Below are 5,961 nucleotides of genomic sequence, written 5' to 3' on the forward strand. Positions count from 1 at the left end.
GCCGCCACCTCCCCCGCGGCCTCGTTGGGGGTTGGGGTTTAGTTGGTGGCCAACCCGTATAATAACGTTATCGCCAACAAACGACCCGAAACACCGCTATCTTCTCCGCAGCCGCCGCTACTCCGTCCGGTGTCGGCGACTCCGCCAGCCCGGTCGTGACGTAGCGCTTCCCCACGCTCGCCGGCCCGGCCGCCACCACCTCCCGCAGCACCGGTCCCCGCTCCGCGACCGGCAATTCCACGAACCGCACCTGCCGCGACCGCCTGCCGCGCGACAGCGTCCCTGACCCGGCCGCGCGCACGTTGGCCACCCACGCCGCCTTCGGGAACGCCTGGATCAGGTACTGCTCGCCCTGAACCTTCAATACTGCCAACGGAAACGTCCGCGGCTCGCCGCTGCGCCGCCCGGGGACGGTGAGCAGTTCCATCGGCCCGAACGCGAGCCCCGCGCGCTGCAGAGCGGTGATGACCCGGTTGATCGCGTTGACCTTGCGCCGGTATCCGGCTGCCTTGGTGTCCATGTCCTCGAGCGTACGCCAACTTATATGAGTTTCATACTTTCTGACATTCGTAGATATGCCCTGCGGGTATGCCCGGGGTGCCGGAACGGCAGTGGCGGCGCCCCGGCCGGACCAAGTTGACTGATTCGCAAACACCCGAGGAGGGCTGAGTGCACTACGACGTCGTCGTAGTCGGAGGCGGTGCTGGGGGTATCGCCTCCGCGTCCGGGGCGGCGCGGACCGGGGCGCGGGTGCTGCTGGTCGAGCAGTACCCGTACCTGGGCGGCGCGGCGACGATCAGTTCCGTGCTGACCCTCTGCGGATTCTTCGACCAGACCGGCGAACAGGTCGTCGCGGGCGTCGGCGAGGAGGTGCTGCAGCGGCTGCGCCGGCGCGGTGCGTACGAAGAGAAGACGATGGGCTGGACCGGCAACAAGATCGTCCTGCTCGACCTCGAAACCACCAAGCTGGTCTACGACGAACAAACCGCCGATGCCGGCGTGGACGTCCTCCTGCACACCAAGCTCGTCGGCGCGAAGCGAACCCACGGCGTGGTCACCGAGGTCGCCCTGCACCATCGCGGCGGCCTGGAACGGGTCACCGCCGGTGCGTTCATCGACGCCAGCGGCGACGGCGCGCTACTGGCCGCCGCCGGAGCCGCCGTCCGCGTCACCCCGCTGAGCGACCGGCAAACCAGCACGCTCGTCTGCCGATTCTCCGGCGTCACCGAAGACGCCGACCTTTCCCGCGAGGGCCTGCGGGCCGCTGTCGCCGCACACCAACGGGAAACCGGCGTCCAACTGGCGCGCGACTACGGCATCGCGGTGCATTTGCCCTTGACCCGCAACGTAATCGCGCTGCTGGTGGACGAACAAACCGACGTCCTGGACGCCACCGCGCTGAGCCGCGACGAAGCCAGCGCGCGACGGCAGGCGTGGCAATACCTGGACGCACTGCGCAAACACCTGCCCGGCTGGTCGTCCGCGCGACTGGAGGAAACCGGCCCCCAGCTAGGCATCCGAGAAGGACGGCACCTGATCGGCCGGGAACAAGTCACCGGCCGCGACGTGCTGACCGCCCGAAAACGCCCCGGCGCGTCCATCGGCCGCTGCGGCTGGCCGATCGAGGACCATGCGGGCCCCGGCATCACCCGCTACGAACCGATCGCCCGCCAGGGCTGGTACGACATCCCCTACGGCGCTATCTGCTCCGCCGACACCGCGAACCTCTGGGCCGCTGGCCGGTTGACCAGCTCAGACGACGACGCCTACGCCTCGGTGCGGGTCATGGGCACCGCCTTCGCGACCGGCCACGCCGCCGGGATCGCAGCCGCGCAGTACGTCGACGGCCGAGCCCACGACGTCCGCGCGATCCGGGCCGAGCTGCACCGCCAAGACGCACTGGTTTGACCTGCCACACTCCCGGCTTGACCCGCCACGCCCGGTAACGGGAACCTTCCGGAACCATTCCCCGGTCCGAAGGAGCCCCCATGCCGAGCCGCTATCGCTGGGTCGTCCTGCTGCTCTGCTGGGCAGTGTTCACGATGACCTCAGTCGACCGCTCGACCTGGGGCCCGGCGTCGTCCGCGGTCAGCGATTCCCTCGGAGTCCCGCTGGCCGCGCTCGGAATCTTCGCCACCTGCTACTACATCGGCTACGTCATCTCGAACACCGCGGGCGGCTTCCTCTCCGACTGGCTAGGCAGCCGCGCGGTCCTCGGCATCAGCTCACTCGCAGCGGGCGTGCTGATGATCCTCTTCGGCTCCACCACGTCCATCGCCTGGGGCCTGACCCTGCAAGCCCTGCTGGGCCTGTTCGCCGGCGTGGATTTCTCCGCCGGCCTGAAACTGATCACCACCTGGTTCCGCCCCGAAGAACACGGACTCGCGAGCGGCATCTTCATGACCGCGACGTCACTGGGCACCGTCGTAGCCAACGCTGTCGTCCCCACCCTGGTGAAAAACAGCGGCTGGCCAGTGTCCTACCACCTTTTCGGCGGAGTCACCGTCGCGCTCGGCCTGCTGTGCCTGGCCTTCGTCCGCAACGGCGCCGCGTCGACCGACCCCGCCCGGCGCGCCCTGCCCGATCCCCGCCCGCTCTTCCGCAACCGCGACCTGCTGCTCCTCGGCCTGGCCGGTTTCGGCGGCCTGTGGGGCACCTACGGTTTCGTCACCTGGTCCAACACCCTGATGATCCGCGGCGAACACATCGACCCCGTGCGGGCCGGCGTGGTCCTGGTGATCTTCTCCGGCACCGCGGTAGTGATCAAACCGCTGGTCGGCTGGCTCACCGACAAAATCGGCCTAGGCAGGCGAATCCCCATCATCGCCGTCCTGATCCTCTTCACCGCCGCTCTGCTGACCTTCGGTTCCTTGAGCAGCTACGGCGCTTTCCTAGTGGTAGCCCCGATTCTCGGCATCGGTGCGTACGCCTACAGCCCGCTCACCGCCGCGATGATCCCCGCCCTGACCGGTGCCCGGCTAGCTGGTTCCGCCGCTGGCGCGGTGAACGCCTTCTGGCAGCTGGGCAGCGTAATCGTGCCTGCCGTCGTCGGCCCGGTTTTCCACGCGACCGGCTCGTTCTACTCGGCGTTCCTCACCCTGGCCGCCGGACCGCTGGTGGGCGCGGTCGTCCTCCTGTTCATGCGCGACGACCGTCCGGCGCGGGTCTCCCCGCAGGCAGCGACGGCCTGAGATCAGCGCTTGCCGACCACCGGGAACTCGGCTTCGATCGAGGCCAGTCCATCGAGGATCGTCGGCAGCTCAGTTTGGTCCAGCTCGTCGATCCGAAAGGACAGCTCGTTCCCGCGCCCGTCGACAGCCGTCCCCTCGACCGCTACCTTCCCGGACTTCGCCACGGTGACCGTCAAGTCGAGCCACTCCTCCGTCGAAGCCAGCCGGGCGACGCCGCCGAAGCTGTCATACGCCTTCGCCAACTGCTCCCGAAACCCCCGCAACTCCTCCGCCCGCAGCCCAGCGGGCACCCGGGCGGTGAACCCGCCGACGACGAGGTCAACCGGACTGAAAAGCCAGTTGCCGTCCCAGAAATCGACCGCCCCGGCGTGCATCCGCCCCAGCACGGTGATCACCAGCCGATCCCCGGCCTTCGACCCGATAGTCACCGCGGGCGACTCGTCTTCGCTCACTTCCACCCCCCTGCCGTTGAGCTTCAGCCTATGCGGCCTGGCTAAATCAATTTCCGCGCAGCCCGCCGCTCGGGAAGACTGCACGGCATGCAGATCCGCCAGTCCACCGCCGACGACGCGCCCACGATCCACGCCCTGCACACCGCCGCGTTCCGCGTCCACAACCCGGACGTCACCGGCGAAATGCCGGAAGCGAAGCTAGTCACCGAACTGACCGCCGACGGCGATCTGCTCCCAGCGCTCTCGCTGGTCGCGGTCCGGGACGGCGAAGTGATCGGCCACGCCTGCTCCAGTCCCGGGCGCATCGGCGACGACCCCAACTCCGCGATCGGCTTCGGCCCGCTCGGCGTCCACCCCGGCCAGCAACGCAGCGGCGCGGGCTCAGCCCTCGTCCACGCGACGATCGGCGCGGCCAACGCACTCGGGTACGGCCTGATCATCCTGCTGGGCGACCCAGGTTATTACTCGCGTTTCGGCTTCGTGCTGGCCGAGACGCTCGACATCACCCCGCCGGTGCCGGAATGGGCCCAGTATTTCCAAGCCCTCCCGCTGGCAGCGTACGACCGGGCAATCCGAGGAGCGTTCCGCTACGCGGCGGCTTTCGACCGGCTCTGAGCCTTTCGGATAAGGCGAACACAGCAACCTAACCTCCGCATGAGGTAGTAGCGGCATTCGTGCGCATATTGTCTTTGGTGAAATACGCCTCGCCAAAGACGCAACCAGGCTGAGCCGTGAGCATGCGGCTGAGCGCCATCATGATCGGCCCCGCGTTGGGCGGTTTGCCCGGCTCCGGTTCGGTCGCGTCGATCACGGTGTGCGTCGATGGCCGGTGGACGACGACGTGCAACGTCCAGCCGTCCGGCACCTTGTAGAGGGCGATCTCGTCGTCCTTCCAGATCACCCGCACCCACACGGTCGCGCACAAAGGCGAACGCCGAAGATGAAGGACGCCTACTTCGCTCCCCTCCGGCCCGATGACCGGCGGCGTGCTCGCCCCTTCGATGGGCTGGCTAGGGGGCGCGTCAGCACACCGTGGTCCACCGTCGATGCCACGCGGGTCGAAGCCGTCGTACTTGGCCATCAAGGCAGGGTCCGGCGCGGCGGCCGTGGACCCTGAGGGCACCGTCGCAGCCGGCTTCTCCTCCGCGTTCGGCAAGGCGACGAAGACGACCGCGACCACCACCACGGCCGCGACGCTGCCGCCGATCCACCACGCGCGCCGGCCGCGGGGTGGACCAAGCGGTTCTGCAGGTGTCGACGATGCCGTGCCGGAAGTGTCGTCCAAGGTGTCAGGAACGGCATCATGAAGCATCGTCGCCACGCTTTCCGCTGGCGCGGATTCAACCTCAGGGACTTCTGAGTGCGTCAGTGCCCAGACCGCATCGGCGAGCGCTTCCGCACCGACGTTCATAAGCCGGGCGGCTTGGCGTTCGCTGACCGGAAGATACTTCGGTTTCCGCGGCAGCTCCTCCACCATCATCTGACGGCGATGGTCCGCACCCCTGCCGGCCGGAAAGTCGATGGCCAGGCTTCCCCGCACGGCGAGAGCGAAGGGCTCGTTTCCCAGGGCACGCGCCACGTCGCGGAGACGAGCCGCACCAGTGGGCGGGTCATCGGTCTCCAGTGCTTTCAGCAACAGAGGGTGCTTAGCGATGGTCTCGTCGGTCAGGCCCTCCTTCTCCTTCCGAAGGACCTTGATCGCTTTCACCAGATCGTCGCGGGTTGCTTCCATACCGGCTTCACCAGAACCGATGGTCTGCATGAGCGAGCAGTGTGTCATGACTCCGACACGCTCCCGGAAGTGTCGTCACCCAAATGCTACGAAATTGTCAGTGACACCGCCTGTTCAGTGACCTCATCGTGAATGCGCTAGCCCATTTGCAGTGCGAGAGGAACGCAGAGTGAGTAACGAGCTCAGTATCTTTGGCGGCTACTCCGGGTCGCAGGAACACGCCGTCTCCCGTGCGATACGGCAGGGGGAGCGGCGGGAGCGACGCGCCTTGCAGCGCCGGACCGCGACGGCCGTTTCGGAGGTCATGGCGAACTCGGACACCAAGCTCCTTGAGGGCGAACTGCGCAAGCGGCTCGCCGAGAAGACCATGCACGACGTCGCCGACGTCGTTGGACTGTACCAGCAGCTCGCCGGGAACGACGCGACCACCGCGACGGCCTTGGCTCCCATTGTGCAGGAATACGTCCGCGGATCCGCCCGGGAAATGCGGAACTTCGGAGAACTGTAAAACAGCTTCGGATTAATCCCATTTTGGCGAACTAAGGCGTCGTGTTGTGTTTGTTGGGGTGTTTAGAAGAAAAAAAAC

At 67.2% G+C, this 5,961-nt stretch carries 7 protein-coding genes; 4 read left to right on the plus strand and 3 right to left on the minus strand.

Annotated elements, in window-relative coordinates:
- Positions 1–67 precede the first annotated feature (67 nt).
- The gene (locus ACWGIC_RS44520; protein WP_452081989.1) at positions 68–520 is read right to left on the minus strand and encodes a nitroreductase family deazaflavin-dependent oxidoreductase; all 453 of its coding nucleotides are present in this window, start codon (positions 518–520) and stop codon (positions 68–70) included.
- Positions 521–669: 149 nt separating this feature from the next.
- Here ACWGIC_RS44520 and ACWGIC_RS44525 point away from each other — a divergent pair, with 149 nt between their 5' ends.
- Entirely contained in the window at positions 670–1,908 is a 1,239-nt protein-coding gene (locus tag ACWGIC_RS44525; protein WP_452081990.1) for an FAD-dependent oxidoreductase, read from the plus strand.
- An 80-nt stretch (positions 1,909–1,988) separates the two neighbouring features.
- On the plus strand, positions 1,989–3,191 hold the full coding sequence (locus ACWGIC_RS44530; protein WP_452081991.1) for an MFS transporter: 1,203 nt from the start codon (positions 1,989–1,991) through the stop codon (positions 3,189–3,191).
- 2 nt (positions 3,192–3,193) lie between these two features.
- On the opposite strand, the gene ACWGIC_RS44535 is transcribed toward ACWGIC_RS44530, so the two are convergent.
- Positions 3,194–3,643, minus strand: coding sequence for a WapI family immunity protein (locus tag ACWGIC_RS44535; RefSeq protein ID WP_452081992.1), 450 nt, complete (start codon positions 3,641–3,643; stop codon positions 3,194–3,196).
- Positions 3,644–3,730: 87 nt separating this feature from the next.
- Here ACWGIC_RS44535 and ACWGIC_RS44540 point away from each other — a divergent pair, with 87 nt between their 5' ends.
- A complete protein-coding gene (locus ACWGIC_RS44540; protein ID WP_452081993.1) occupies positions 3,731–4,258 on the plus strand; it encodes a GNAT family N-acetyltransferase in 528 nt (175 codons plus the stop codon).
- A gap of 28 nt (positions 4,259–4,286) precedes the next feature.
- On the opposite strand, the gene ACWGIC_RS44545 is transcribed toward ACWGIC_RS44540, so the two are convergent.
- Positions 4,287–5,405, minus strand: coding sequence for a hypothetical protein (locus tag ACWGIC_RS44545; protein WP_452081994.1), 1,119 nt, complete (start codon positions 5,403–5,405; stop codon positions 4,287–4,289).
- 139 nt (positions 5,406–5,544) lie between these two features.
- On the opposite strand from ACWGIC_RS44545, the gene ACWGIC_RS44550 reads away from it, so the two are divergent.
- Complete coding sequence (locus tag ACWGIC_RS44550; RefSeq protein ID WP_452081995.1) at positions 5,545–5,883, plus strand: hypothetical protein; 339 nt, start codon at positions 5,545–5,547, stop codon at positions 5,881–5,883.
- The last annotated feature ends 78 nt before the right edge of the window (positions 5,884–5,961 follow it).

Source organism: Amycolatopsis sp. NPDC054798 (assembly GCF_053611505.1).